The 24,339-nt window shown below is 64.6% G+C and carries 17 protein-coding genes, 2 pseudogenes and 1 CRISPR repeat array; of the genes and pseudogenes, 12 read left to right on the plus strand and 7 right to left on the minus strand.

Translation table 11 applies throughout. The features are described from left to right. Positions 1-99 precede the first annotated feature (99 nt). The 6 genes and pseudogenes from KIH74_RS37375 to KIH74_RS35065 all read left to right on the plus strand — a co-directional run bounded on the left by KIH74_RS37375 (position 100) and on the right by KIH74_RS35065 (position 5,101). The gene (locus KIH74_RS37375; protein ID WP_246573819.1) at positions 100-453 is read left to right on the plus strand and encodes an exonuclease domain-containing protein; all 354 of its coding nucleotides are present in this window, start codon (positions 100-102) and stop codon (positions 451-453) included. Continuing rightward, a pseudogene (locus KIH74_RS39430) lies at positions 450-1,080 on the plus strand (mycothiol-dependent nitroreductase Rv2466c family protein). The gene KIH74_RS37375 and the pseudogene KIH74_RS39430 overlap by 4 nt, the downstream one beginning before the upstream one ends. Before the next feature lie 9 nt (positions 1,081-1,089). Continuing rightward, positions 1,090-1,839 carry a GIY-YIG nuclease family protein gene (locus KIH74_RS35050; protein ID WP_214160758.1) on the plus strand — a complete coding sequence of 250 codons (750 nt, stop codon included), beginning with the start codon at positions 1,090-1,092 and terminating at the stop codon, positions 1,837-1,839. Continuing rightward, positions 1,836-2,666, plus strand: coding sequence for a hypothetical protein (locus KIH74_RS35055; RefSeq protein WP_214160759.1), 831 nt, complete (start codon positions 1,836-1,838; stop codon positions 2,664-2,666). Before KIH74_RS35050 ends, KIH74_RS35055 begins: the two co-directional genes overlap by 4 nt. A 274-nt stretch (positions 2,667-2,940) precedes the next feature. Then, complete coding sequence (locus tag KIH74_RS39435) at positions 2,941-3,267, plus strand: helix-turn-helix domain-containing protein (RefSeq protein WP_372492176.1); 327 nt, start codon at positions 2,941-2,943, stop codon at positions 3,265-3,267. Positions 3,268-3,583: 316 nt separating this feature from the next. After that, complete coding sequence (locus tag KIH74_RS35065; protein ID WP_214160761.1) at positions 3,584-5,101, plus strand: AAA family ATPase; 1,518 nt, start codon at positions 3,584-3,586, stop codon at positions 5,099-5,101. A gap of 656 nt (positions 5,102-5,757) precedes the next feature. Continuing rightward, positions 5,758-8,075: a CRISPR direct-repeat array (repeat unit 36 nt; unit sequence GCCTCAACGGAGCCTGGCCCGGAAGGCCAGGAACAG). Between the two features lie 274 nt (positions 8,076-8,349). Here KIH74_RS35065 and csb2 read toward each other — a convergent pair. The 4 genes from csb2 to cas3g are packed head-to-tail and all read right to left on the minus strand — an operon-like array spanning position 8,350 to position 16,071. Continuing rightward, entirely contained in the window at positions 8,350-9,921 is a 1,572-nt protein-coding gene (gene csb2 / locus KIH74_RS35070) for a type I-G CRISPR-associated protein Csb2 (protein ID WP_214160762.1), read from the minus strand. Next, a complete protein-coding gene (gene cas7g, locus KIH74_RS35075; RefSeq protein ID WP_214160763.1) occupies positions 9,921-10,979 on the minus strand; it encodes a type I-G CRISPR-associated RAMP protein Csb1/Cas7g in 1,059 nt (352 codons plus the stop codon). The genes csb2 and cas7g overlap by 1 nt, the downstream gene beginning before the upstream one ends. Continuing rightward, complete coding sequence (gene cas8g1, locus KIH74_RS35080; RefSeq protein WP_214160764.1) at positions 10,976-13,477, minus strand: type I-G CRISPR-associated protein Cas8g1/Csx17; 2,502 nt, start codon at positions 13,475-13,477, stop codon at positions 10,976-10,978. Before cas8g1 ends, cas7g begins: the two co-directional genes overlap by 4 nt. Beyond that, entirely contained in the window at positions 13,474-16,071 is a 2,598-nt protein-coding gene (gene cas3g / locus KIH74_RS35085; protein WP_214160765.1) for a type I-G CRISPR-associated helicase/endonuclease Cas3g, read from the minus strand. Before cas3g ends, cas8g1 begins: the two co-directional genes overlap by 4 nt. Before the next feature lie 456 nt (positions 16,072-16,527). On the opposite strand from cas3g, the gene KIH74_RS35090 reads away from it, so the two are divergent. The 4 genes from KIH74_RS35090 to KIH74_RS35105 are packed head-to-tail and all read left to right on the plus strand — an operon-like array spanning position 16,528 to position 19,274. Beyond that, on the plus strand, positions 16,528-17,496 hold the full coding sequence (locus KIH74_RS35090) for a tetratricopeptide repeat protein (protein WP_214160766.1): 969 nt from the start codon (positions 16,528-16,530) through the stop codon (positions 17,494-17,496). A gap of 13 nt (positions 17,497-17,509) precedes the next feature. After that, positions 17,510-18,343: a protein phosphatase 2C domain-containing protein gene (locus tag KIH74_RS35095; RefSeq protein ID WP_214160767.1), complete on the plus strand. Its 834-nt coding sequence runs from the start codon at positions 17,510-17,512 to the stop codon at positions 18,341-18,343. Positions 18,344-18,365: 22 nt separating this feature from the next. Then, positions 18,366-18,797: an NUDIX hydrolase gene (locus KIH74_RS35100; RefSeq protein ID WP_214160768.1), complete on the plus strand. Its 432-nt coding sequence runs from the start codon at positions 18,366-18,368 to the stop codon at positions 18,795-18,797. 18 nt (positions 18,798-18,815) lie between these two features. After that, positions 18,816-19,274 carry an NUDIX domain-containing protein gene (locus KIH74_RS35105; RefSeq protein ID WP_214160769.1) on the plus strand — a complete coding sequence of 153 codons (459 nt, stop codon included), beginning with the start codon at positions 18,816-18,818 and terminating at the stop codon, positions 19,272-19,274. Here the strand turns inward: KIH74_RS35105 and KIH74_RS35110 are convergent. Next, entirely contained in the window at positions 19,247-20,071 is an 825-nt protein-coding gene (locus KIH74_RS35110; protein WP_214160770.1) for a TauD/TfdA family dioxygenase, read from the minus strand. The genes KIH74_RS35105 and KIH74_RS35110 overlap by 28 nt on opposite strands. Positions 20,072-20,327: 256 nt before the next feature. Here KIH74_RS35110 and KIH74_RS35115 point away from each other — a divergent pair. Further along, a pseudogene (locus KIH74_RS35115) lies at positions 20,328-21,167 on the plus strand (transposase family protein). Positions 21,168-21,573: 406 nt separating this feature from the next. On the opposite strand, the gene KIH74_RS35120 reads toward KIH74_RS35115, so the two are convergent. Beyond that, entirely contained in the window at positions 21,574-22,131 is a 558-nt protein-coding gene (locus KIH74_RS35120) for a hypothetical protein (protein ID WP_214160771.1), read from the minus strand. A 198-nt stretch (positions 22,132-22,329) separates the two neighbouring features. Next, the gene (locus tag KIH74_RS35125; protein WP_214160772.1) at positions 22,330-23,172 is read right to left on the minus strand and encodes an SDR family oxidoreductase; all 843 of its coding nucleotides are present in this window, start codon (positions 23,170-23,172) and stop codon (positions 22,330-22,332) included. 103 nt (positions 23,173-23,275) lie between these two features. Here KIH74_RS35125 and KIH74_RS35130 point away from each other — a divergent pair, with 103 nt between their 5' ends. Further along, on the plus strand, positions 23,276-24,121 hold the full coding sequence (locus KIH74_RS35130; RefSeq protein WP_214160773.1) for a helix-turn-helix transcriptional regulator: 846 nt from the start codon (positions 23,276-23,278) through the stop codon (positions 24,119-24,121). Positions 24,122-24,339 lie beyond the last annotated feature (218 nt).

Consider the following 24,339-nt stretch of genomic DNA (forward strand, 5'->3'; position numbering starts at 1 on the left):
CGCCACGCTGGACCAACGATTCGCCCCCGGCGCCCCATACCTCCTGGTGGCCCAGCACGCCGCCACCGAGGCCAACATCATCTACAACCAGCGCGAACATTGCCCCGGCTGGCCCACGTCGACCTGCTCGACACCATCCCGCTGGCCAAGCTGCTCATCCCCGGACTACCGAACTACAAGCTCGACACCCTGCTGGCCCACTTCGGCATCCCGCACCCCCTCGACCGCCACCGGGCCACGGCCGATGTCGTCGTCACCGCACAGGCCTTCCGTCACCTCATCGCCCTGGCTGACCAGAGCACCCGTCCTGGCGACCTCGCGAGCTTGGTGAAGATCGCCGGCCGCACGGCCCGATGCAACGTTCCCGTCCAGGACGAGCTCTTCGACGCCGGCCTCGGGGCGGGCAGCGCGGAGATCCACATCCGCTCAGCGAAAGGACAGCGTCAGCCATGACCAACGAACAGGCCGAAGTCACGCAGGTCCCGTTCTGGTTCGATCCACTGTGCCCCTGGGCCTGGATCACCTCGCGCTGGCTCCTGGAGGTCGAGCAGGTCCGGCCCGTCCGCGCACAGTGGCGGATCATGTCCCTGGCCTACCTCAACCTGGTCCAGCGCGAGGGCAAAGACCTCAGCCCGGACTACCGCAACCTGATGGAGAACGCCTAGGGATCCGTGCGCGTGTGCGCCGCGGCCGAGCAGCACAGCGGCCCAGAGGTCCTCGGCCCCTCTACACCGCGATCGGCACCCGGTTGCACAACCACCAACGCCGTGACGACCCCAGCGTCATCACCGAAGCCCTCACCGAGGCGGGCCTACCTGACTCGCTGAACCACAGCCGCCACCAGCACACAGTTCGACCAGCACATCAAGGACTCCCACGAGGAGGCCTTCAACGAGGTCAGCCTCGACGTCGGAACACCCGTCCTGCGCATCGCCGGCACCACCCTGTTCGGGCCCGTCATCACGCCCATGCCCCGAGGCGAGGACGCCGGACGCCTCCGAGACGGCCCGACCCTCGTCGCGGGCACCGACGGATTTCGAGCTCAAGCGCAGCCGGGACCGCAAACCGTCTTTCACCTGAACAGATCGGGTGGCACTCCGCAGCGTCGACCAGAGCCCGGCGCCCAGGAACGATCTACGCTGGTGCGCTGACCGCACGGGCAATGCGAGGTCCGACCAATCGCTCGGCCGCGGCCAGCGGATACCACGCTGCCCCGGGGGTCTGTTCTGGAACGAGGTTGGCCAGATCGCCTCGGGCGTATCCACGGCGGCCCTTAACATTGCGAAGGACGCCACTGCCTACGCCAATCCCTTCACGATGGCGAACCAAGCCATCAGCACTATCCAGTCAACCGCCAGCGCTTATCAGGAAGGCGGCGTAGGACTTGCCGTCAACCAATTCAACCCGGTCTACCAGGCCCTAGAACTCGGCTCGGCCACGTATGACCAATTCAAAGCGGGCTGCTACGAAGTCGGTGCCGAAAACCTCACCTACCTGAGCGCGGCAGTCACCTTGCGCGGGCGGGGGAAAGGGGTACATCCCAGAAGGACTGGGATCTACGTTTCCGAAACCAGCCGCGGAAACGTCTACGTTGGCCAAAGCAACAACGTCGACAGGCGACTTGAAGAACACGTTGAGGCCAACAAGTTCACACCCAATCAAGCGTCAGCGGCCGCCTTCTTCAGCGTCTCAGGAGGAAAGCTGCGCCGTGAGATCGCCGAGCAACGTATGATTGAACGGCTGGGAGGAGTGGAAAACCTAGAGAATGTCAACAACCCCATCGGCCCTCTTCGACGCCATCTCATGAAGCTGGTCCCCCGAAACAAGGACGGACTGTGACGAAAACCCGCGACGAAATCGCCAGGTACCAAAGTGAAGTAGGCCCACCCCTCGTAATCGACAGCCTCCCAATCAGGGATGTGCCCAGCTTCGAGGCAACTCAGAATGTCCAAGTTCTAACAATAATGGAAAATCCCACTCGATCGCTGGATTTCCTGGACCCGCTGGCTGAACGGATTCGTCAACTTGTCGTCACGAACATGGATATCCGTGATGTCTCGACCGTAGCCAAGTTCTCCGATCTGCGCTACTTAAGCCTTTTCATTGGCAAGATACGGAAAAATGGTGGGTTCGACGCCCAAAGACTACGGCTGCTGAAGACGTATGCCTTCCGATGGGAGGAAGGGATCGCAAACGTGGCCGAACTTCCTTCTCTCACATCACTCATGGTGGAGAGACCAAAACCACGACTCACCGACATCATTGAAGGCTCCCCCAACTTGAGAAATATTGACATAAGGACAGCCGGCAAGATTGAAAGTTTGACCTTTCCCTCCGGGTCAGAACTTGGAGACCTATCTATTTCCAAAGCCAAGCTTCCCGGCGGTCTTCATAACATTCCTTCCCATGGCTCGTTTAAACGCCTGACCTTGCAGTCCGTCGACAAGATGCCTCTGTCGACCTTCGAAAACCTTCCATCGTCCCTTGAGACGATTGTGCTCGAAGACGGTGGAGATATGGGCGAGGCTCAGTGGCTTCTCAACTTAGATGGACTGAAAAAGGTTCTCCTAATTGGCAATACCCGAATATCGAGCGCAACAGCATCGCAGCTCAAGGAAAAGATCCCGGAGTTCACTGCTCCTCAAGTGCGCAACCTGCTGGAGTAATACTGAGCCCTGTCATCCTGATCTTGATGCCTGACCCCGGCTCCAAGACGCGAAGAAACCCCTGGTAGCACGGGGATTGTCTAGATCATCCGCACCACCAGGGGCTCCACAAGCTTTCTCACCCATCGGGCATGGCTGTGTCCAGCCGCGCTCTGAATCTGTTGTCCGGAGCGGATCCGTCGGCGGTCTCAACCGGTCAGTGCATCACGTGTCATGATCGTCAGTCTTTGACTGGGTGATCTTGATGTGATGGGGCTGGAAAGTCGTGCGGGGCGTGGAGTTGTGCCAGGAAGAACGAGAAGAGATCTTCGCTGGTCTGGCGGCGGGCCGGACGTGCCGGGCGATCGGGGCCCGGATGGGCCGGGACGCCTCGGTCATCTCGCGGGAGGTCGCCCGTAACGGCGGGCGGGACGCCTACCGTCCCTCCCGGTCCCAGGCCACCCGCACCGCGGCTCTGGAACAGGCCCGCCGCGACCACCCCGAACGCTTCCGCACCAGTGGCCCGGTCCTGCCCAAGACTCTCCGTCTGCCCGAACAGGTTTGGATCAACAAACCCGAAGACCCTGAACCCCAAACCATTACGAAACCGACCGCAGCTTAACTCCTACTGGCCTCAATGCCTTGACACGTACCGGGAACCGCGGTTCGCACCACCACTCTGGACCGTACCCGCTTCGGTTGACACTGGGATAGCTGCCCCGAGAATTCGGGAGCTACGAGAATGGGATCGACCCGCAAGAGCTTTACCCCGGAATACAAGGCGGAGACAGCCACGGGGCTCCGGCGTGGAGCCGGCGTGGGTGAGGGCATGAGGTCTGGCCCGGCTCGACGATCACTGGAGTTCGGTGGCCCGACGAGCGGCAGGATCTGTTACTGTAACTGCACTTACTATAAATCCAGTTACGGTGGGAGCTTGCATGGAGTTGGCCCGACCCCAAGATCTGTTCGACCGGACCACCGAATGGTCGAACCTTGCAGCCTTCGCCGCGTCCCAGCAGCCTGGCCTGCGCCTGGCGATCGTCTCGGGGCGACGCCGCCAGGGTAAGAGTTTTCTCCTGCGCCGGTTGGCGCGCGCCGCTGGGGCTCTCTATCACCAGGCTCAGGAGGTAGAGCGTGTCCAGGCCCTTTCCCGGTTCGCCGACGATGTCGGCCTTGCTCTGGGAATCGGGCGGGGACAGTTGCGGTTCGGGGACTGGGAAACAGCGTTACGCACCGCGCTGGCCTACCCCGAGCGAGGCTCTGATGTGGTGCCTGCCGCGGGAGCTTCCGGCGCCGGTCGGATCGTCGTCATCGACGAACTGCCTTATCTGCTGGCCCATTCGCCGGAGATCCCCAGCGTTCTCCAGGAGATCTACGACGAGTCCCACGATCTGGCGGGCTATCCGTCAGCTGCTGTCGTCATCTGCGGGTCGGCGTTGTCGGTGATGTCCGAGCTCCTGTCCGGTTCCAAGGCCATGAGGGGGCGAGCCCAGCTGGACATGACCCTCCGCCCCTTCGACTATCGGCTGGCTCGCGACTATTGGGGGATCGAGGATCCGTCGGTCGCTTTCCAGCTCGACGCCGTGCTGGGCGGAACGGCCGGATACAAACCGCTCATTGCCCCGACGCCGCCCTCGGATCTCGCTCAGATACCGGGATGGCTGGCCGCATCGGTTCTGAATCCGTCTCATGCGCTGTTCCAGGAGACCGACTATCTGCTGCGTGAGGATCCGCGCATCAGTGATCGTGGGCTGTACAACTCGATTCTTCTGTCCGTGGCGGCTGGAAACCACACCACCAAGGCAATCGGTGGAACCATCGGCCGCGATCACAACTCGATGCGTTACCCGCTTCAGGTGCTGGAGTCCGCCGGATTCCTGACCAAGGTCGAAGATCTCCTGACCCAGAAGCGCCCGCTCTACTACATCGCCGATCCGATCATCCGGTTCGGGCAGGTCGTGATCGAGCCGCATCGCGCTCAGCTGGAAGAGGGCGAAGCCGAAGCAGTCTGGGCCACAGCAGCCACGGCGTTCTCGTCCGGCGTGCTGGGGCCCCACTTCGAGCAACTTGCTCTCACCTGGACCGCCCGATACTCCGGCGACCGCTGGGGGCAGGAGATCGGCCGGACCGGTCCGGCCGTCGTCAACGACGCAGCCGGCCGGTCACAGCACCAGCTCGACGTCCTGGCCCTGGAGCGCAACAGTCAGCGCTTCGACACCAAGGCCCGGATCGTCATGCTCGGTGAGGCGAAATCAACGAACCGGAAACGGACTCCGGCCGACCTGGAACGCCTCGAACGTATCCGTGAGCTTCTCGTGGCCCGGGGATGGGACGCCGCGGCCGCACAGCTGGCTCTGTTCAGCCGGGAAGGTTTCGATCAGAACCTGGTGGACGTCACGGGTGAGCGCGCCGACGTGCACCTGATCGGTCTGGATGATCTCTACCGGAACGCATGAGGCACACGGCGCACGGCGGCCGCTCGCAGGCGGAACTGTGCTTGGACTCCAGGGACACCAGCGACTTACGTCACGCACCCAAGCACCACGCCAGCGACCTCAGGACGCGACCGTCCTACCCGGGGAAGAACACCCTCGTGCTCAGAGGCGGTGCTCCTGGTGCGCCGGTACCGGGACGCCGAAATGTTCACCGGGGTCGTGATGTCGCGGAAACAGAACGGATGCGAGGGGAACTGGAGACTCGTCGTGGCCTTGCCCGTAGTCTCACTGACCTGTGCGGTGGTCGGATTGACGAAGAAGGAGCTGTTACCGGGTCCGCTTTGGTGCTGATACGAAACAAGGCAAGATTGAGATCTATGGATCCTCCTTTACAACAATGCATTTGGAGATTCATGATCACGAAGTCGTGTGGGCAATCGTCGCTCTGATCGGCTGGACAACGTAACGGAGCCTGGCCCAAAGGCCAGACACGGCAACGCCACTTAGGAGACGGACGAGGCACTGTGACACGCCTCAACGGAGCCTGGCCCGAAGGCCAGGAACAGACGCAGCCGTGCCCACCAATTGACGGAGGACCTTGTTCCCCAACGGGGCCTGGCCCGAAGGCCAGGAACAGGCGTCTGGTCAAGCTGAGTGCGGCCAACGCGATAGCCCGCGCCTCAACGGAGCCTGGCTCGGAAGGCCAGGAACAGGGCTGAGGCCCGTCGCCGCCAGGACGAGCAGGACGCCAAGCCTCAACGGAGCCTGGCCCGGAAGGCCCGGAACAGCCGACCGCTGGGGGGCCGCGATCACCGCCGGCGCCCGGCTGCCTCAACGGAGCCTGGCCCGGAAGGCCAGGAACAGCGCACGACATCGTGACCAGCCGCGCGTGCGTCTGCTCTGCCTCAATGGAGCCTGGCTCGGAAGGCCAGGAACAGCGGTGGCGGCACACCGACATGAAACCGGCAGAGAAGCGGCCTCAACGGAGCCTGGCCCGGAAGGCCAGGAACAGTGGGCGCTGCACCTGCGGCCGGCCTGGACCGCGTGGGCCTCAACGGAGCCTGGCCCGGAAGGCCAGGAACAGCTGCGGTGTTGGACATCGTGGCGGGGCAGGCGGAGCAGCCTCAACGGAGCCTGGCCCGGAAGGCCAGGAACAGGGCTCCGGCGGCACACCGGACGTCCAGTGGACGTCGTTGCCTCAACGGAGCCTGGCCCGGAAGGCCAGGAACAGGCCCGTCGACCGCTCCCGCACCCACCTCGCTGCATGGGCCTCAACGGAGCCTGGCCCGGAAGGCCAGGAACAGTCCGGCGCAGGGTCTGGGGTTGAGCCGCCACCGATCGTGCCTCAACGGAGCCTGGCCCGGAAGGCCAGGAACAGGGGGCAGCACACTTCGATCAGCGGGTACGAGTAGCGTCGCCTCAACGGAGCCTGGCCCGGAAGGCCAGGAAAAGTCGGCGCACGGCCGGGCTCGGTGGACTCCTCGCCGGGGCCTCAACGGAGCCTGGCCCGGAAGGCCAGGAACAGAGTGGAGAAGTTGCTGCTGCTGCGGTGGGCGATACCGGTGCCTCAACGGAGCCTGGCCCGGAAGGCCAGGAACAGGTACGCGACGCGGTGAACCGGCTCGCGCTCAACGCCCAAGCCTCAACGGAGCCTGGCCCGGAAGGCCAGGAACAGGCGCACCGATGGGCTCTCGCTTCCGGTCAGATTAGTCGCCTCAACGGAGCCTGGCCCGGAAGGCCAGGAACAGACGTGCGCGGCCTGACCGCGGAGATCGGCCCGGACAAGCCTCAACGGAGCCTGGCCCGGAAGGCCAGGAACAGCCCTGAGCCTGGCCACCCTCGGGGTCGCCGACGCCCTGCCTCAACGGAGCCTGGCCCGGAAGGCCAGGAACAGGCGGGAGCCCGGACACCCAGTGGACCAGCTTCAACCTGCCTCAACGGAGCCTGGCCCGGAAGGCCAGGAACAGACGACCTGCGGGTCGGCGCCGTCGCTGGTCAGGGAGCCTCAACGGAGCCTGGCCCGGAAGGCCAGGAACAGATGGCGACGCTGTCGGTGGGTCCGAGCACGGTGGACTCGGCCTCAACGGAGCCTGGCCCGGAAGGCCAGGAACAGGTCATCTCGTACAGGGTTGAGGGTGTCAGCTTCAACCTGCCTCAACGGAGCCTGGCCCGGAAGGCCAGGAACAGCAGCTGTCGCCGCTCCTCATCACGGACGTGTGGCCGGTGCCTCAACGGAGCCTGGCCCGGAAGGCCAGGAACAGAGCCCGTCGTGGTCCGCAACAACAGCACCCGCGACGGCGAGCCTCAACGGAGCCTGGCCCGGAAGGCCAGGAACAGTGTTTCGCCGGGGTCCGAGTACAGTCGAGCACTGCCGCAGCCTCAACGGAGCCTGGCCCGGAAGGCCAGGAACAGCCACCGGACGGGCCTCTGGCCTGGGCCGACGGGTGCGGCCTCAACGGAGCCTGGCCCGGAAGGCCAGGAACAGGGTAGATCGTGAGACGGTCCGGATCGCGTTGGAGCGGCCTCAACGGAGCCTGGCCCGGAAGGCCAGGAACAGCTGTACCGGGGCGATGAGTTCATCGGTGTCTGCACCCATGCCTCAACGGAGCCTGGCCCGGAAGGCCAGGAACAGGGACGTCGCTGCGCGAGCCGGAGCTGTGCCGACGCCTGCCTCAACGGAGCCTGGCCCGGAAGGCCAGGAACAGCCCCCGCCGAGACCGCCCCGTCGAGCTCATCCGCATCGCCTCAACGGAGCCTGGCCCGGAAGGCCAGGAACAGACGACGTCGCGCGCGCCCGGGAGCTGGCCGCCCTCGCCTCAACGGAGCCTGGCCCGGAAGGCCAGGAACAGCCGCCTACGTGCGGATTCATCAGCAGTTGCGTCGATGGCCTCAACGGAGCCTGGCCCGGAAGGCCAGGAACAGCGTGGAGCCATAGGCCGTCTGCTGCGAGGCGGGCGATGCCTCAACGGAGCCTGGCCCGGAAGGCCAGGAACAGGGCTCGCCGAATTTCCGGTCTCTGGCCTGCGGCAATGAAGATCATCGCGAGCGCTGCAAAAGCCCGCACCTCATGCAGTGTTGCCGGAGTAGCGGCAGGGCTGGATTTGCCCTCTGACCTGCATGCGAGCGCTCCAGCGTAAGGGGTGTGCCACCTGAGCGCTCGCGGACGGTGTGTGTTGCGTCGTCGCTGGTTGTCTGGCTCGTGGGATTCGGGGCGCAACGTTATCGAGTTTTCAAGTATCGGGTGGTTCGCGGGCTGTGGTGGGGTCGGCTCAGGGGTTCAGCTCGTGCGGTGGTAGTGGGCGGAAGAGTCCGAGTCCGTAGTGGCTGAGCTGCCCTGCGGTCAGGAGTCCTCCTCGGTGGGGCGTGTGATGCTTTTTGAATCTTATTCTCACATAGAAGTTTCCGGTGCTGATGGTGCGGTGGGGTGGGGATTGTTCTCGCGCGAAGATGCCTCCAGTGCTGGTGCGGGGTGGTCTGTCGAGGATGTGGATGTCGTCGAGGAGGTCACTCAGTCCTGGCTGGGTGTAGTTGAGGTCGGTGGGGATTCTGTGGTGGACGTATCGCGCAAGATCCTTCTTGGGATGTCCTGTTGGTAGGTAGGGGGTGACGGATTCCCAGTGCCGGCTGGCGCCTGTCCATTCGGGTGGGAGGAGTTCGTTGCCCCCGATGGCGGTCACGAGGATGCGGGTGGGCTGGCGCAGGCGGCTGATGTGGCGGTTGCGCAGTTCGGAGATGCGGCACAGGGCGTCGATTTCGTCGTCAGCCAGCCCATCGGGGCTCCAGACGATGAGCCGGGTGATGCGTCGGTGGCTGTCAGGGGCCGCGAGCAGATGTGCGTGCCGGTGGTTGCTGCGCAGATTGCGTCCGGTGTCATCGATGCCGAGGAGGTTGCTGAGGGACTTGCGGGTGTGGTGGTCGGGGAGTTTGCTGGCTGCTGCGGCGTGGAGCATGCGTGTGACCAGGGCTGTGTCCCGGTAGGCGAGACGACTGGGCTGAGCGAGGTCGAGGCGGACGACGGTGTGGGCTGGATTGGCGCGGGTGGCTGACGAGCTGAGAAAGTCCGAGGGGGAGCGAGCTTCTGGCATGACGACGGGTTCTTCGGTCGTCGTGGTGTTCTGCTTCCGAGCCGGTTCGGGCTGGATGTTCGGTGGCGAGTCGGCCTCTGGTGGGTGGGCCGTGGCCTGGACCTGGCGGTAGAGGGTGTGGTGCGTGCCTCTGGGATAGAGCAGCCCGGTGCGGCGCCAGTCGATCGGGCGGGCGGTGAGGGCGGCCAGGTCGAGTGGCTGATCGGGGGTGAGGAGTTTACGGGGCGGCGTGTTTCGGTCGCGGTCGTCGTCCACTGTTGTTGGCGTCCACTGTTGCGATCCTGGTGCTGGTGATGCCGACTCGGAGAGAAGTTCGGCAGTGCAGAGGCTTTCGGATCGTCCCAGGTAGGGCAGGGCCTTGCAGAGAGCTTCCAGGACGTGACGTTGCTGTGGCGGGAGATCGAAAGGCCAGGTGATGAGCAGCGGTTGGCGGGGGTCGAGGGCCGCGAAGGTGTCGATGATCTGATCGGACGACTTCTTGCTGCTGGTGGAGGTCAGATCCGGGTAGTAGTGGCGGGTGTGGGCGAGGATGTGGTCGGGGACGTCGAACTGGGGCGGTTCTGCGAGGCGGTGGAGCAGGTCGTGAACGGTCGTCTCGTCGAGGTCGGGGCGACGTTCTTTCCAGACGGCGTAGAGAGCGCGCAGGATGCGCCAGGGAGACGGGGGGAGTTCGACCTGGCCCTCGTTGACGTGGGTGGCCCAGGGGGTTGCGTGGTAGCGGCCGAGGATGAAGGTGACGGAGACGGTGGTGGGCATCAGTCGGCCTTGTTGCTCTTGGCCTTGCCGGGTTTCGGCGTCCACTGGACCGTGATGGCCTTGCCGTCGCCGAGATACGCCGCGGCGGCGGTGATGTGCGTGGTCAGCTGCTCGGTGAGGTCGGGCAGGTCGGGCAGGGGGGTATGGGTGCGGCGGTCGGTGATGGTCGTGTCGTCGACGAGCTCGAGATCGCAGGCGGTCCGCAGGCGTAGTCCGCCGTTCAGCAGGGACCGGATCTCCCACAGGGCCAGGGTTTCGAGCAGGTCGGTGGCTGGGGCCGGGAGTCCGTAGGAGCGGAGAAGGTCGAGGTCCACGACGAAGGATGCCGTGATGTCGGCCGCGGTGAATTCCGTGCGGTGGAAGGGAATGGAGCCGTATCCCTCGGCGGTGCCTCCGGTGCTGGCCACGTCGTCGCCGAGGGAGTGGCGCACGAGCTCGGACTTGCGGCCGCCGGAGGCCACCTCTGTCACGTCATGTGCCTCGATCACGGCGCTGACGGCGCGGGTGAAGCGGGGCTGGGCCGGCCAGGCGGCTCGCTTTCCGTCGCGTCCGGTCTTGCCCGCGAAGAACACACCGTGCAGGAGCGAGAGGGGGTCGACAGCCAGGATGGCCTGGGCCATCCTGCGGTAATCGAGGGGGGTCTCGGGAAGAATCCCGAGCTTGTCCAGCAGGACCTGGTCTCCGGGGTTGCCGTCCCAGGTGCTGTCGCGCACGTAGGCGGAGAAGATCCGGTGTGCTTCCAGACGGCTGCTGCTCAGGAAAGTTCCTGAGGCGTTGACGATCTCGATGTAGGGTAGTCCGCCGACAGCCGCCACGGGCAGCTGGGTGCTGGCGTCCCAGGTGGTTTCCTCCAGCCGGTTGGCCATGGACTGGACCGATTCCACCAGCAGGCAGGGCTGCTTGCGCACGTGATCGCCTGCCCGGACGGTGCGCTCGAAGGTTGCCGCCCCGAGGTCGGGGAATCCGGTGGGCTGGAAGGTACTGCCCAGGGTAGGACGCAGAGAGACGTCGAAGACGTGTCGCCCCTGGGACGCTGAAGCGATGGCCGGGGTGCTCATGCGGACTGGATCTCCTCGATGTCGTCAAGAGGTTCAGGGACGGGCGTCGGCACGGTGGAAGGCGGCCGGCAGACGGCGTAGAAGGCGCTCACATAGGTGGCCTTCGCCGCCGGTGCCATCAGCGCTGCGGACAGGCGGTGTCCGAGCGCCGAGTCGATGCGCTGAAGGTCGAAGGCGCGCGGGTCGCTCACCGGGCGCACGCCGGCGATGCGCAGGCGTCGCAGGGCGTCTCGGGTCACGTCGTCGATGCGCCCGGCCCGCAGCTGGGCCGGCCAGGACCGGTTGGCCCGGAGCAGGAGCTCCCGCCCCTGAGGCGGGTCGTCCTCGGTCAGCCGTACCCGGAGCGGACCGAGTGAGAAGAACGGCAGAAGAAGTGCCAGAGGGCGGGGCCACCAGGGTGGACTGTCGTGTGCACGCTCTGTTGGGTCTGTCTCTGGTACAGCTTTTTTCATCGGCCGGTGGCTATCTCCGGTCGCGTCATCCCGGGACGCTGTGGAGAGGATGGAAGCCAGATCGCCTCTGTCCCAGATGCTCCAGTTGAACAGCAAGAACCCGAAGAGAAGTTCGGCGAACAGGTCGTCGTCGAAACCGTTGACGAGGTGAATCAGGTCGTCTCTGGTCGCCTGTCGCGCCGAGGGGGTGTGAGTGACGATTCCTGCGGAGGCCGGTGAGGGCCAGCCGCTGTTGGCCGGCAGACGGTAGGGGTCAGGCAGACTGCTGGTGGCCAGGTACTGGTGCACGGCGGCCAGCGCCCTGACCGGGTCCGGATGGGAGAATGTCGCCCTGCGCCCGGACCAGGCCAGGCGGCCAGTAAGCAGGCCCCGGTGACTGGTTTCCTCCAGGACCGGGCTGAGCAGGAGACGCAGGGGGGACGGTCGCCGACGCGGTCGCCCGGCATCTGACGTGCTTGTCGATTCCGCCGAAGAATCCCCTGAATGAGTTTCTTTCGGATCTGGCGCAGGGGTCATGGTGGCGTACGTGAGAGCCAGCCGGAACTCCGGGCGGTCCGCGAGCAGGGGATCGCTGTCACGGATGTTCCTCACCCAGTCCAGAGGGCTCGGAAGCAGCAACGGCGGCACAGCAGCCGTGACCTCACGGGATCGGGAGATGTCCTGGTGCAGTCTGCCGACAGCGCGCAGGGTGCTGCCGATGGCGTCCGGCCGGCCGGTGGCCAGGGCGAGGAGGTTCTGATCGAGTTCTCTTTGCTGGCGGCGAATGCTCTGGGGGAGACGGTCGTCGAGGCGGCGCAGACGATCTCGCCAGGTGTCGAGCGGCGTGGTGAGGTCGACTCCGGGACGGCGCTGCACGGTGACGGTGCCGGCCGGCACCGCCAGAGGGTTCTGCCCCAGACGGCTGGCGAACAGGAAACGGTTGAAGCGGGTCAGCCCTGCCGCAACGCCGCGGCTGGACAAGGCGCGAGCCTGGTCCAAGCCGCTGGAAGCGGTGTGGTTGCCCCAGTCCGAGCGCGCTTCGCGGAAGACCTGAGTGATCTCTGCGAGGCCGGCCGGCTCGTCCCACTCGGGCGCCCACAGTTCTGCACTCACGGTCTCACCTGCGGCCGCGGTCGCGTAGCCCACGGTGCTGGCGCGCACCAGGAAGGGCAGCGCGGTACCGGTGTTGCGGGCCCCCTGGCGGCGCACCACGCCCGCGGTGAAGAACAAGGCACCTTCGATGGTGAAGAGGAAGGACCACGGGTTCGCGAAGCCGGAGTCGTCGAGCTTCTCGCCGGGGGTGGAAGCGATGCCACCAGCCCGGCCCGGGTCGTACTGGCCGACGGCCTCCCTCAGGTACGGGGTTCCCTCATCACCGGTGAGGACCTGTCGCATCCATCCTGAGACGGACCGCTGGTGGCGCCGGTCGGTCAGTACGGTCAGCGCCCGGGCGATGTAGGTGGTCTGAAGGTCCTGACGGCCGAAGTTCCCACCCGTCCCCAGCAAGCGATTGAAGGCCAGTGCCGGCTGACCGGAGGAGTCCTGCGTCGGCGCGATCGTGGCATCCAGCCACGCCAGCGCATCATCGGGAAGCTGGTTGCGGCACAACGTGATCACGTTCGCCTTACTCTTCTTGTCCCACAGCTCCGGCCCGCTGCCGCCCCATCCTCGCAGCCGGCCGACGGACACGACGCGAAAACCCGTCTCGACCGCCGAGCGCAACCCGGCCAGACGCGGATCCTCGCTGGCGAGCACAGCGGCCAGATTCTGCTCGGCCTCCTTGCTCTTGCCGTTGCCGGCGAATCCTGATCCCGCATTCCACGGAGAGACCAACGGCAAGGGGCTGAACTGCTCAAGCAGCGCCTGCGCCAGATCAGAAACTGTTCTCAGGGGAAAGGTCTGGCCGGTCGACGAGAACTCCAGGACCATCGTCCCGTCGTCCCAAAAGGCTCGTACCCGGGAATCCAGAAGACGGACGACGGCTCGCCACACACCCAGCCCGGTGAGGTATCCCCCCAGAGTGTCACTGCGGCAGCCGGGCAGCGGCAGCCGGACCGTAGCGCTCACGCGTCCGCTCCCGTCCCGGACGGCCTGGAGTCGGCGGGCCCGTGAGCGCAGACATCCGCCGCAGCGGACAAGGGATGAGGCAGCGCCTCCTGACCAGGCCCGGAGGGATCATGCTCGTGCTGCACACAGCAGGCCGGATCATCCGGATCCCCGGGCAGAGCCGTTCGGCCGTGGTCCCGGCCGGCCCGCCAGTCCGCCGAGCGCACCATCGCCTCCAGAAAAGCCAGCCGGAACGGGCCGAGATCAGAGCGATCTCGCAGACGGCAGGCACGTTCGGTCCAGGACCCGCCCGGCCCGCCACCGATGCGCAGGACGCGGGTCGAGAGCCGGACCGGGCCGGGAGCCGACGAGACGGGCTCGGTGGACGCGTGGGGGAGCGGGACTTCATCGCCGTCGCCCACGCCGAGCACGAAACCGTCGGCCTCGTCCACTGCCAGCAGCGCGATCCGGATCCTTCCGTGGTGGGCAGCGACCAGGTAGCGCGTCAGGTCGGCCTCCTCCACAGCGGCCAGCAGACCGGCGTCATCGTCCAGAAGCATCAGGGCGCTGGCTAATTCGTGCCGCAGATGCTCCCGGCCTGCGGCAAATCGCAGCGGTCTGTGATTGCCGGACTTCGCCCACGTCTGCGAGCGGTCGGCGCCGTCCGGGAGACGTGCCTGCAAGGCGGCCTGGAACACCTCATGGGCCTTGCCGGCATCGTGCCAGAAACCGGCCTGTGTGGCGGCCTCCCACATGGCCGGCGTCAGACCGCTGCCGGCGGCCAGAGCGTTCCCATAGGCGACGACGGCTTCCCGGACGTCCTGGGCATGCTGTTCCAGCGTGAGAGGAATCGCGCTTTCGCGTTCACGAGGGACCCGCTCGGGGATGTCGATCTCCGGCACCGGTCTCACCGAGGAGGGGTCCCAGCCGCCCTCGGGGGTGTAGCCGCCAGAGCCAACATCCAGGACGACGATGCCACCAGGACGGATCTCCCGGTCCGCCAGACGGTTCCAGGTGCGCGCGGCCGAATCCCGGGCCCACGCCCAGCCGCGTGCCGGTGACGTCTGGCGCACACGCGCCAGGAGGTCCCGCAGTTCGCCCACCGGCACCTGGACGATCTCGTCCCGGTGCACCGCCGGTGCGCCATCATCCAGCGGACGGGCCTGAAGATCCCGCCAGGCCACACCGACAGTCCGCTCCTCGGCATCACGCACCCAACGGGAGATGTCGATATCGTTGCCACCCAGATCGGGACTCGTGTCGAAGAGGTCGAGCAGGTCCTGCCGCCGCAGGACCGGATACAGCTGCGCGGACTCCTCCACCTCGGCCTGCTGCAACTGCGTGGACGTCAGCCGCTGACCCTCGCACGAGCGTAGATGCGCGATGGCGGGCCCGACATCAGCCTCCTCGTAAGGCCTGGCGAAGTCGCGGCCCGGAGGCTGCACCCACCACAGCGAAGCATCAGCCTGCTCACCCGCCCGATTACACCGCCCAGCTCGCTGAACGATCGAGGACCACGGTGCCGCCTCCGTGACCATGGTCCGGCTGGAAAGGTCCACTCCGGCTTCCAGCACCTGCGTGGTGACCACCACCGATCCCGCCGGCGAAGGATCTGCGGTCGCCTCCTGCATCTGGGCCGCCCGGTCACCAGGACGAAAACGAGCGTGCAGCAACACGATCTGGGGAGAAGCAGACGCTCTGTCCGAGCTGAAAGCCCTCAGCAGAGCGCCGTGCACTTCGCGAGCCCGGGACACCGTATTGAGCAGGACAATCGTCCGTGAACCGCGCACATGCGCCGCGACCACCGTCTGCGCCAGCGAACGACCATACGTCTTCAGCTGGGCCGGGGAGAAGACCATCTCCCGGACCAGGCGAGTGGCCTCCAGACGCTCACGCAGCGGCCCGGTTCGGTCTGCGTCCGACAGCTCAACCCGGCTGCTCAGCAGCAGGCTCGGGTAATCAGGAAACCCTGCCATCCACTCGTCCCGGACCGTGGCCGACATCCACATCGTCCTCGAACATCCCACCATCCCCAGCTTCCGGCGCAGCCCCTCCACCTGGACGCTCGTCCCCAGCCCCGGCCCCATCAACTGCACCTCATCGACGACGAACTGCGTATCCGCGTGCAGCAGACCGAACGACATGGGCCACGCCGAGCGCCCCTCGCCATAACCACGCATCAACAACCGTGACAGCACCATGTCCTGAGTGCCGACCAAGACGGCGTCGCCAACCGGATCCAACTTCCACGCCTGATCGTCCGACGACGCGCCACCCATCAGCAGATGCAGGCCCACCAACGGCCAGTCATCCACCGGCGGGTCGGCCGCCAGGTTCCCGAGATACCTCTGCACCGTGCGGAACGTCTGGGACGCCAGAGAACGCTGCGGCAACATCACGACGAGACGACGCGGAGTACCCAGACGAACCTGCTGTTCAGGGTGCGCTCGCCGGCGAAACAGCCAGGGCAGCACCGCAGCGAGGGTTTTACCAGCGCCCGTCGGGACGATCAGGAGCTCAGGCAACCCTTCGACGGCTAGACGTCGCTGGTAGTCGTACGGGGTGAGGGACGCGTCTGCCGTTGCTCGGCTGACGAAGCGCTCGAATTCATCCACTGAGGACCTTGTCAAAGATAGTTGTCTGGAAAGGCGTGATCAGCACCCTAGCCCAGAAACTGGCACTCTATGTAGGGAATCGACTACTGACAGCTGTTTGTGTGCTCTGTTGCGGCTGGAAAGGCATGGCCGTCCAGGCGTGACGCAGGAAGTTCCGGGCGAGCGACGAGATTCATGCCCCGTCCTTCGTGTCGGCCCATGAATTTTCGGGGGCCTGCTGGTCGGCCTCGCGTGACGTGCCTGGCCATCGCTCTGATCGTGCACCGGCATGCCGTGCGCACATCGCTGATCAGCGAATATCCCATCTTGCGTACTCGGGCTTCTCGGTGGTGGACCCCGCGAGCCACGAGCAAAGCCCTGAGCTGCGACCGCGATCTGTCGGAATTCGATAGGGTTGCCCCAAGGCATCTATCCATGGCAGAGCGATGAAGGGCTGTGCGCAGGGAGTGACGATCGATGGTTAGCCTTCCCACCCCGGGCGACCCTGATTTCGCGATGAAGATGAGGCAACTCGATGCTTCCCTGTCTGACCCGGTTACCGAGTTAACGGCAATCCTGGAAGACGCTTCAAAGCCTCACGAAGTTCGATTCGCCGCTCTTTACGGAGTGCTACACAGATTCCGCCGGGAGTATCGATTCGTCGAATATCATGCTCTCTTCAAAACGTATGAACGTGAGTTTTCTGATGAGCCATACATGGAGACTTTCCGCGTGGTCATTGCCCGATGGTCCGGCGACGATCCGCGCTCACTCATCCGGGCGCTGGTGTCAGCTCAGAAGGCTGTCAACCTTTTACCTCGGCAAGCAGGGGTTCTGCATCAGTACGCCGAGATTGTTGCTACCCTGGCCGAATCACGGGAGGACCTGGCCGGCCCCTATGTGAATCGTGCCATGGAGCTCGTTGACGAGGCCATAAACCTCAGCGCAGCAACCATTCCGCATTTCTTTGCTACGCGGGCTACTCTTTTTATGGCTCTCGGTAACACCGAATCCGCACGACGGGATATTGACCGGGCCATTGAGGAAGAGCCCCGGCGCGGCGCCGACTATGCACGCCGCATCTCACGTTACGAGGCAACCCGTCTGCTCATACTGATCCGCCAGCGGGAACTGGACGTCGATAAACGGCATTCGCGTCTGATCACGGAGCTCGATCAGTTCAAGACGCAGCAACTTGCTCTTCTCGGGCTCCTGGCAGCTGTCATGGCCCTGATCGTGTCCAGCGCTTCGATCAGTACCCGGGTCGATCCATCGGAGGCAGTCAGGCTTTTGGCGGCGTCCGGCGGAATCGTGGCAATTGTCTTTGGTGGCGTCACAGCGGCTCTCGTCGGAACGTCTGCGGGTCGCACCGTCTTAGCGGTCGCCATCGGCGGTATTCTGCTGCTTGTCGCCGCCCTTCCTGTGGTCTGGCAGGGATTCAACTGAATGGTTGCGGTCAGTGAAACTCCGGGTTCGGGAATGGATTTCCTTACAGGGCGATGGAGCCATCAACGAAGACCTATTTGGGTACACGGGCAACGCATGTTGGATCATCGATGGTGCAACGCCGATTGATGCCAGCCATCTGGACCCGGTCAGCGATGCTTCCTGGCTAGCACATTTCGTGGATGACCAGCTGCGAGCACGCTCACCGGAGGAGGTCGGTCCCCGGCTGGGCAGCTCGTTGTCCCAGATTGCGGCCGACGTGGCAGTAGCCCTGGCAGCAAGCAACTTCCCGGCTGAACGAGTGCCACCGGCTTGCTCGCTGGGAGTCCTGACCTTGAAGGGCAGTCATTTGTCCTGGGGGACCGTGGGTGATGTCCTCGCCATCGTGGCCCGAGCCGGCCGGGATCCGTTGCACTGGCAAAACAAGGCTTTCAAGTCTGCTGAAAGCTTGGCCATGAAGAGCGTTCCAAGAGGGCTGGGCTCCGTTGAGGCTCTTGAGCGTGGGGCAGAGGGAATCCGGCAACGACGGCGTGCCTACATTTCCGGCATGTCAGATCAGATGGTGTTCTCCAACAATCCCGACGTCGGCACGAAAATCCGACCGTACGAGGGAGAGGTGGCCGACGGCGATGTTGCACTGCTCATGACCGACGGATTCGCGCGACTTGTGGATACGTATCATTTGTACCGCGATTGGAATGAACTGTTGGCATCCTGCTCAAGCGACGGATTAGAGAACATCGCGGCCCGATTGAGGACATACGAGCAACGGGTAGACAGGACAGGCCGATCTCATTTCAAGAGTAAGGACGATGCCACTGCGGCCTTAGTAGACATTGGCACGTGAAAAAATTCTGGAGGAGGACGTCATGACCCACCCACAATTGATTGAGCGCTCGGCCGGGTACTTCGAGTACTGGCTGCCCGTATCACTCAAGGCTGTCATCAATTGGAACGGCCTTGTACCGCTACTCAAGAATGAGCGCGACGAATGGGAACTTCCCGGCGGCAAGTTGGAAATGGGAGAAGAGCTAGCCGTTGCTCTTGAGCGTGAAGTGCGAGAGGAACTCTCCTGGGACGTAGAAATCGGGAAACTGCTGACATCCTGGGTGTACGTGATACGCCCCGACAGGCATGTTTTTGTTGTTTCGTACTCTGTAACGTATGAAGGTGGCGATGAGCCGAGATGCAGTCATGAACACAAGGAACTGAAACTTTTCAGGCACGACCAAGTGTCGGACCTGAACATGCCAGATCCTTATAAGGAAGCTATCTCCCTCGCCTTTCAACGAGACTTTTGACAGATTGTGGAGAATCTCTTGGGTACCTCCGATCCCCTGTTCGTGCCGTATCTGCTGCCGGTCTCGGTCAAAGGCATCGCCTTTGAGGACGGAAAAGTCTGGCTTCGAATGAATGAGCGCCAGGAATGGGAGCTGCCGGGTGGAAAAATGGATGCCGGAGAACAGCCTCGCCAAACCGCAGAGCGTGAGATCCGTGAAGAACTGGGCCTCGCCAGCCATGCCACGAATATAGTTGGCGCAGATGTCTACGTCATCCCGAACTCCGTGGACGAGAGCAACGGGGTGCTCGTGCTTTCCTATGTGTGTGAAGTCAGCGAAAGAATCGGCCCTTTCGAGCTGTGGGGAGAGGCGGGCGCGGCCAAGTTCCAGAGATTCGCCATCAATGAAATACAGGATCTCCCCATGCCTGATTTTTACAAGCAAGCAATTCGAGCAGCCGTCGCTCTCAATCAATCCTCGGGCAGTACGAACCCTTGATTCAGGTCCCTATGTTGCGAAGAATCTAAAACATTGGCCAGGATTCGAATCACCGATCGCGCCCCCTTGAAGGCTGTTCGACCGTGAAGGATGCGGTGATTATGGAGAACATACCCTTCGCCCTGCTCAAGATGCCGCATCATCATGAGTCGCCCCAGAAGCAGATGCAGATCAGAGAGAGTGTCCTCGCGCGATGAGGTCGCGGGCCGAGCAACCTCATCATCTCTGTACCGTAGGCTGTAATGATTCTTACCCGGCTGTCCCCACATAGGTGTTTCACCAAACTGGCCGACCAGTCGGAGGTCGGCAATATCTTGTTCCGTGTGTCCCTTCTGCTTCAAATTTTTCAGAATCTTCTGTCCGTCACAAAAAATCGAGTCGCCGCCCTGCGTGGAGGCATGTTCCATCACGGACGCCAAGATGCTAGGCGGTTCAGAAGCAGTGCTTCGGTCAGTATGTAGGCCGAGGGCGAGGTGAGTAAAACCCGCCGAACCTGCTGAGTTGGAGAGCGAATTCGGTGAAATTTTTGTAAGCCCCGCGGAGTGCTCGTGTGGATGGTGGTACCAGGTAGTGAAGGATTGCAAAAATTCACTTAGCCCACGCTGTGTCCCCTCCTGAATGAAAACGATGCCATCGCTCTCCAGTACATGCCAAAACTGATCATCGTTCATGGCATCGCCATGGAATGTAGTGAACCGCATGTTTCCCCTTAAGATATGGCAGCCCGTAATCACATGAGACATGGATGGACAGTCTGAGACTTCACCATCACGGTGATCAAGAATATGCTCAATCATGATTCACGCAGTTCATGCAAATGCGTATGTCGGGATGGTGCTTTTCGGACGGTTGGGTCCGGAGTCGACTACCGTGATCTCGGGCGTAGTGAGCCATTCCCAGTAACGGGTGACGACTCGGAGCAGCTGTGATCGTGATGAATGGTGAGCACGTAGTGATCTTCGGCAAAGTGCGGCGTGGCTGCCTGGATCAGGGCGCGGAACCTCGATAGGGCGGAACCTCTCACTGTTTCCGGCCCAGAGGTCCCGCGCGTAGATGAGCGTCTCATATGAAGGGCTTCTCGAGATATCCGAGGATCTCGTGCTGTTCCTGTCCGCCTTACTGGCCGCCGAACGTCATCGGCGTGGCACACGTTCGAGCGCAAGGGCTTTGACCCCGTAATGGCATGCTGTTCTGGTGTTTGCGGTGGCTCATCGACGACACCCGGATGATCGCGCTGGCCAGGGACGACAAGATCTCTGTCTCGACGGCCTACAGCTACCGGGACGAGGGCATCGCCGTTCTGGCCGCGCGCCGGCCCGGTCTGCGCGGGGCGCTGCTGGCGGCACGGGCCGCCGGTCACACGCACGTGATCCTGGACGGCACCCTGATCGAGACCGACCGGATCCATACCCGCTGGCCCACGCCCGGGGTGGACCTGTGGTGGTCGGGCAAAAACGCCCATCATGGAGGGAACGTCCAGGTCGTCTCGGCGCCGGACGGCTGGCCGTTGCGGACCTCGAACGTGCGCTCAGGCCGCGAACACGACACCATTGCGGCCCGCGCCGATGCGCACCTGCTCGATCTGCTGCACGCATGGCTCGACGCGGATAGCTCGACACCGAGCACAAGGCGCTGGCCGACCTGGGCTACGAAGGCGAAAAGGATGTACTACTGGTGCCGTTCAAGACACCCGCGGGCGGCAGCCTGACCGTGAATCGGAAGGCCCACAACAGCCTCCACAGTGCCATGCGGGGCCTGAGCGAACGCGCCAACTCGATCTTGAAGACCGCGCTCAAGGCCTTACGCCGCTGGCGCGGGTGCCCCTGGCGCATCGGGGACATCGTCGCCGCAACCCTTGTCCTGCTCCACCACGAACATGCCCGCACCACATGATCACGTTCTGTTTGATGCGGTTACTCGGACAAGCTCAATCAGTCATACCGGGCCCGGTACCAGGAACTTCCCTCATCGGGAAGCCACCAAAAGGTAACGGGGAGAAGCCGACACATGTTCGGTGTGCTCGTGCACGGCCTCGACGGCGGGCCGGTCACGCAGGAGATAGGAGATGGCCGAGGCGATCGTGGCCTGAGACCGGGCGGGGCCGGTGTTGTCGGTTCATCCGGTCGGAACCCCGGATGCGGCTCTTCCGGAGGGGCTTGTGCTGGCAAGCAGCATACGCGGCCCGTGAACTCTTGGAAGCCGACGGTGGCCAGGTCATTTCACCGGCACCGGTCGCGGTGTGCTGCCGGTCAGATCGAAGGTTGCCGGATGCGCGTGAAGGTCCCTGACCGTGACCAGATCAGGCGTCCCACAGGTCCGGATCCAGCATCGGCCGGTAGGGGATGTTCTCGGTCGCGTGCCAGGGGCGATAGGTGTTGTCCCGGGCTGCTGTGTGGAAGGCGGGAAGCACGTCGTAGGCGTCCGGTAGTTCCAGGGCCTGCGTGAGCTGGGCTCGTCGCTCGTCGAGGTCTGGCTGATCGGAACGGATCTCGGCGTCCGCCTCGGCCAGCCAGGTGATGAGCCGGTCCTGGTCCTCGTCGATCGGGACGACGGTGGCGTCGTGCAGGCTGGACAGGCCGACGACGAGGGCCAGGGTATCGCGCAGGCCGTGGGCGATGAGGCCGCCTTCGCCTTCGGAACCGATGTAGACGACCGGGTGGACGTCGTGGTCGCCGATGAACACGAAGGCGCCACCCGAGGCGTCCCCGGCGATCATCTCGAAGCGGGCGTCGCCGGGGAACTTCACCGGTTCGACCGGGCCGTTCTCCACCCGGGCGATGTCGAAGTCGAAGGATGTCAGGGCGTCGTCGATCCAGGGGGTGCGGTGGATCAGGTCGAGGAGCTGTCGGTCGTTCACGACGATGATCTTCGCGTAGGTGCCGGGCGGATTGCGAGATGCCAACGCCGACGTAGACGACCTGCTGCGCAAGTGGTCGACGCTCACCCGAGATCGCCGTTCAGCGCGCGAAGATCCTTGATCGGAAGGCTGCTTCATGCCTGCACCCGCAGCAGCAGCCGATCACCCCGGCCAGGCGTGAGGCGAGATCGTCACCGCTCAGGCCGGGTTGCCGGTCCAGTCGGTGGAGGCGGCCAGGTCCTGCTGAGGCTCGATCTGGGCCAGCCGCTCCCGCAGCGCGGTGGTGACGAAGCGATACGCGTCGCTGCCCAGGACCACCCGCAGCGGTGCCGGTTCCTGAGCGGCACTGTCGATGATCCGGGCGGCCATCTTGGCCGGGTCACCCAGCGGAGGGCGGCTGCGGTCCTTGGCGCCGCGCACCATCGCCGCGGGGGTGCCGTCGTAGGCGCCCATCGGCTGTGCGAGCTGGAGGCTGTCGAACCGGAACTCCGTCCTGGCGCCGCCGGGCTCGACGATCGTGACCCCGATCCCGAACGGAGCCACGTCCCGGGCCGTGCCCTCCATGAAGCCTTCGATGCCCCACTTACCCGCGTGATACAGCGACGCGCCCGGGTTGGTGGCCTGCCCCCCGTAGGAGGAGATCTGGATCAGGCGGCCACCGCCCTGCGCCCGCAGATGCGGCAGCGCCGCCCGCACCACCTGGACCGAGCCCAGCAGGTTCGTGCTCACCTGAGCCACGACCTGCTCGTCGGTCAGTTCCTCGGCCGCACCGAACAAGCCGTAGCCGGCGTTGTTGACCACCACGTCGATCCGGCCCAGCTCGGCGAAAGCCCGGTCCACGACGCCCCGCGCCGCCGGTAGATCGGCCAGGTCGAGGTGAGCGACCCAGAACTTCTCGCCGTACGCGTCCTGGAGGTCCGCGACCGAACCTGGCCGGCGCACCGTGCCGGCCACCCGATCGCCCCGCGCCAGCAGCTGTTCGGTCATCTGCCGCCCGAAGCCGCTGTTGACCCCGGTGATGAACCACGTTCTCGATGTCATGCCGGTTACGGTCCAGCACCCGCCCCAGGTTCCGGCAGTACCGAGATCTTCCTGGTAGAAACAGGGACAGTCACCAGGAGGATCGAGCGCCTACGGTGGAGGCATGGCGACCAGCAGCGCACTCGGAGACTTCCTGCGCGCCCGGCGCGAACGCGTGCAACCGGCGCAGGTGGGCCTGCCCGGCGGCGGGATCCGCCGCACCCCCGGGCTCCGTCGTGAAGAGGTTGCCATGCTCGCCGGGATCAGCGCGGAGTACTACCTGCGGCTGGAACAGGGCCGCGACCGCACTCCCTCGGCGCAGGTGGTGGACGCGCTGGCCCGGGTGCTGCAACTGGACGCTGAAAGCACCACCTACCTGACCGAGCTGGCCAACCGGCGGGGTCGGCGCCGCCCGACCGGCCCGGCCGACGGGGTGCCGGCCGGCATCCAGATGCTGCTCCAGACGCTCAACGTGCCCGCTTTCGTCGTCAATCGCTACCGGGACGTGCTGGCCGCCAACGACCTCGCCATCAGCCTGTCCCCGCTGATGAGACCAGGGACCAACCGGCTCCTCACCCTGTTCACCGACCCACAGGCCCGCCTCTACCACCCGGACCTGGAACAGAACGCAGCCCGGGTGGTGGCCCAGCTACGGGCCGAGGCCGGCACCGACACCGACGATCCACGCCTCCAGTCCCTGATCGGTGAGCTGTCGCTGAAGAGCGAGCACTTCCGCAGGCTCTGGGCCCGGCACGACATCGGCCGGGGCAGCAGCGAGAACAGCTTGATCCGCCACCCTCGCCTGGGCGAGCTGCGGCTGCGCCGCGAGAAGCTGGCGGTCGTCGGCGCCGATGGCCTCCAGGTGGTGATGTACCACGCGGAACCGGGCACGGCCGACGCCGACGCGCTGGCCCTGCTGGCCCGCCTCGACACCGGGGCAGGAGCAGCCGAAACCGAACCGATCGACTGACGCCAGGGCCCGGCCCGCCTCCACGAAACGGGTTCTACAGCAGAGGCTGTCACGCGCCAGGACCTGATCGAAAGTCTCGCCTCAGCATTGCGCGCGCTTCACCGTGTCCCGGCCCACACCGAGGTGTTGTCTACCTGCTGCCGCCCTGGTCGGCCAGGGCGCTGGGTGACGGTCCGAGGCGTCCCGAACGAGCGGGGGACGCCCGCGGCCGACCCGGC

The organism is Kineosporia corallincola (genome assembly GCF_018499875.1).
Lineage (GTDB): Bacteria > Actinomycetota > Actinomycetes > Actinomycetales > Kineosporiaceae > Kineosporia > Kineosporia corallincola.

Bases quoted from the DNA above. Each gene is read 5' to 3' on its own strand.
- csb2 (WP_214160762.1), bottom strand. From the start codon at position 9,921: ATGCCCACCACCGTCTCCGTCACCTTCATCCTCGGCCGCTACCACGCA.
- KIH74_RS35065 (WP_214160761.1), top strand. From the start codon at position 3,584: ATGGAGTTGGCCCGACCCCAAGATCTGTTCGACCGGACCACCGAATGG.
- KIH74_RS35110 (WP_214160770.1), bottom strand. From the start codon at position 20,071: ATGATTGAGCATATTCTTGATCACCGTGATGGTGAAGTCTCAGACTGT.
- cas7g (WP_214160763.1), bottom strand. From the start codon at position 10,979: ATGAGCACCCCGGCCATCGCTTCAGCGTCCCAGGGGCGACACGTCTTC.
- KIH74_RS35130 (WP_214160773.1), top strand. From the start codon at position 23,276: ATGGCGACCAGCAGCGCACTCGGAGACTTCCTGCGCGCCCGGCGCGAA.
- KIH74_RS35090 (WP_214160766.1), top strand. From the start codon at position 16,528: ATGGTTAGCCTTCCCACCCCGGGCGACCCTGATTTCGCGATGAAGATG.
- KIH74_RS35125 (WP_214160772.1), bottom strand. From the start codon at position 23,172: ATGACATCGAGAACGTGGTTCATCACCGGGGTCAACAGCGGCTTCGGG.
- KIH74_RS35100 (WP_214160768.1), top strand. From the start codon at position 18,366: ATGACCCACCCACAATTGATTGAGCGCTCGGCCGGGTACTTCGAGTAC.